The sequence below is a fragment of the Acetobacterium sp. UBA5834 genome, from assembly GCF_002435675.1.
GTDB lineage: Bacteria > Bacillota > Clostridia > Eubacteriales > Eubacteriaceae > Acetobacterium > Acetobacterium wieringae.
The window spans coordinates 1-3,418 of record NZ_DJGY01000056.1 but is presented as its reverse complement, the minus strand read 5'-3'; the positions used below and the strand labels follow the sequence as shown (position 1 = coordinate 3,418).

Sequence of the window (3,418 nt, the reverse complement as noted above, 5' to 3'; positions counted from 1 at the left end):
TATGGCACAATGGCCTGCAAGGGCGATAACACCGAAGAGCGACCGCATCGGCGTTCAGAACTCTTGCATGTGCCGGTGCAGATTCAGCCAGCAACAGCCGAACAGATCAAAGCAGTGGCAGATACCTTGCCGGAAGTGTGCCAGAGCATTCCCAAACCGGAGGGAACCAAATGGAATATCCCTGAACTGATCGAAAAATATGACCTGGATCTTGCCTTTGAGAAAAAATTAGGTGGCAAGCATACGATCTATGTTCTGGCAACCTGTCCCTGGAACCCTGAGCATACCAATAATTCGTCTTTTATTATTCAATTCGACAATGGTGCTGTAGCAGCCGGGTGTCATCACAATGGCTGTGCCGACGAAAACTGGTCAACACTGAAAGAAAAACTGGGTATTAAACCTGAAAAAACAGTTTGGAGCAGTGAAGCGGAAGTCCTGGAAGGACTTGTCGAGGGCTGTAAGTTTTTTAACAACATGCTGGATGAATCATTTGTTACCATAGAACATGAGAGTTCTTTTGAAACATTACCTGTTAACAGTAAAAAATTCGAAAATTTCTTAGTAAAACGTTACTATGAGAAAAAAGGCACCATACTCGGCGTTGAAACCGTAAAAAAAGTCATCCGCTTTGCTGAAATGAAAGCAGGTTTTGATAGTGAAAACAGAATACTGTTTAAACGGGTGGCGATGACAGAGAACAAAGAAATCTACTATAACCTTGCAAATAAACAACATCAAGTGATCAAAATCACCAAGGAAGGTTGTTTCATCGTTAATGAAGCGCCGGTGCAGTTTTTTAAACCGAAGGGCATGAAAGAACAGGTTATGCCAGATTTAAGTGCCATGCCCGAGGATTTGATCCCCTTGCTTAAGAAGCATTTTATTTTAAACGAAGAAAGCAGCTGGAATTTGTTTGTTCCAACAATTGTTACGGCATTTATTTTTGATATTCCGCATCCTATCCTTGTAATACATGGCCACAAGGGTGCGGCTAAAACGACATCGATGCGAATGATGAAGAAAATTATTGATCCGGCTGTTACTGACGTAATGGCTTGCCCGTCTTCCAGTGAGAATCTGTCAGTTGTTCTAAATAATCATTATGCACCTTGCTTTGATAATTTAGAATACATTTCCCCCGAGATAAGCAATCTGCTATGTATGGCATCAACAGGTGGTGCTGACTCAAAACGAACGAATTACAGTGATTCAGATGAAACGCTACATCAGTTTAAAAACTTCATCATTTTAAATGGCATTAACGTTGTTGTGACAAAAGCCGACTTGCTGGATCGCTCGATTCTATTAAAACATAATAGGATTAAGAAGGAAGATCGTCTGAGAGAGGAAGTGATCTGGCGCTCCTTCGATGAAGATTTACCAAAAATATTAGGTAGTATTTTTAATACACTGGCAAAAGCGATTTCGATAGAAGATAGCGTAGTTTTAGATGAAGTCGGACGTATGGCTGATTATTGTTACTGGGGCTATGCCATTGGAGAAGTGCTGGGAATCACCGGCGAATTATTTCTTGATGCCTATCTGAGAAATCAGGACAGCATTAATGAAGTGGCATTGGAAAGTAATCCTGTTGGTGCAGCATTGATGGCCATGATGCAAAATAAGCGAGAATTTTCAAGTAGCATGTCGATTATTCTGGATGAATTAGAAAAAGTGGCGATTGAGCAGAGAATCAATATCCGTCAAAAAAAATGGCCGAAAGATGCCAGTGCTCTCAGTCGTCGTATGAATGAGATTAAGAGCAATTTGGAGGAGGTAGGCATTCTTTTCGACAGAGACAGAAGTGTTGAGTGGAGAAAATATGTCATTGAAAACATGAATGCACCGGAAACTGCCGAAAGCATTTTTATTGATCCCAACAAAATGAAAACAGAAGAAGTGTTGCCTCAGATTAGTCCGATTACTGAAGCAGAGATTCAAAGCCAGGAAGAAATGGTCGAAGAAATATTAGCGAAGCTCGCTTAAGACAAAAAATTGTTTCCCAAAATGCTGTCAGTCGAGTCAGTCCTGTCAGAAAATTGTCGGGACTGTCGGCACTGACGGCACTGACGGCAAAAACGGGGAAAAAAGATGGGGATATCTTTGGAAGAAAAAAATAAGCAACATTCTTGCGGAATAACTGCAATGCTCTCTCGGCCAAAATCTGCAAACAAAGCGGTTTTGAATGTTTTCTGATTGAAGCTGGGACAAAAACACCAACAAATAGCACCTGTTTTAAAATATGGATGACCCATGGAGCAGAATCGAAAACACTTTCAGGTTCTGCTTCATCCCAAAAATAACTGACCGTCATTGAACGAAGTAATGGACGGTTTTAAAGATATATTATTTATTTAATGGAAGTATTGTCACAAAAGAAAGGAGAACAATCACATGCTACTTAAAAAAGCCATTGAAACATACGTGGATTATTTAAAATCCAAAGAACGATCAAAAGAAACCATTCGAGGATACGGGCAGGAACTGAACGCCCTTCGACTCTACATTGAACAGGAACACAATGGGGCGGTTTATCTTGATGACATTGCGCTGAAGGATCTGGAGGGTTATCTCTCCCAGCAGAAGGAAAAAGGCAGTTCAGCCAAAACCAGAAGTCGGCAGGTATCGATATTCCGATCATTCTATGCCTATCTCTTTAAACGTGATCTGGTGGAGAAAGACATCAGCCGAAAACTGGAGAGTATTTCCTATCAGGAAAAGGAACGTACCCATCTGACCCCGGAGGAAATGGAAACCCTCATTGAGAATATTGATCATCCGCTGGTTAAGACAGCAACCATCACCATGGCCAATACCGGACTGAGAATTAGCGAATTGTGCAAGCTGACTTTAAGTGATGTGGATCTTAAGAAAAATCTCGTTCAGGTACGTCAGGGAAAAGGCAACAAGGATCGGGTGATCCCCATCAATTCCAAACTGAAGAAAGAACTGGAAAACTATTTGAAGCACATCCGACCCAAAACCACTTCCAGCTATTTCTTTGCCACCACCCGAACCGGCAGACTCTCACGGCAGACAGTCAATGAAACTCTGATTGAAACGGTTGTCAAACTGGGCTGGGAAAAGCATGTCACTGCTCATATTTTAAGACATTCCTTTGCTTCCAATCTGGTCAGAAATCAGGCTCCCCTGCCAGCGGTTCAGAAACTTCTGGGACACAGCAATCTCACTGTCACCAGTCGCTATATTCATCAGGATCTTGGTCAACTTCAGCAGGCTGTCAATCTCATTTAGGGACTGGCAGCGGTGATTCAGAAAAAGAAAGGAAAAAAATAATGAAAGAACCAATGGAACCTATCTATGATCAGCGTGTTACTGAGACTTTGGCTGGTTTGATGGAAGGAAAAACGAGAGAAGAACTGGCTGAAACATTTGAACTGGCCAGCTGGCGATC

2 protein-coding genes are annotated in these 3,418 nt (G+C 41.9%); both read left to right on the top strand.

The window, feature by feature from the left end:
- A partial coding sequence (locus B3F51_RS11420) for a hypothetical protein (RefSeq protein ID WP_286947180.1) occupies positions 1 to 1,989 on the top strand: 1,989 nt, incomplete at its 5' end.
- A gap of 408 nt (positions 1,990 to 2,397) precedes the next feature.
- Positions 2,398 to 3,258: a tyrosine-type recombinase/integrase gene (locus tag B3F51_RS11415; RefSeq protein WP_286947179.1), complete on the top strand. Its 861-nt coding sequence runs from the start codon at positions 2,398 to 2,400 to the stop codon at positions 3,256 to 3,258.
- The last annotated feature ends 160 nt before the right edge of the window (positions 3,259 to 3,418 follow it).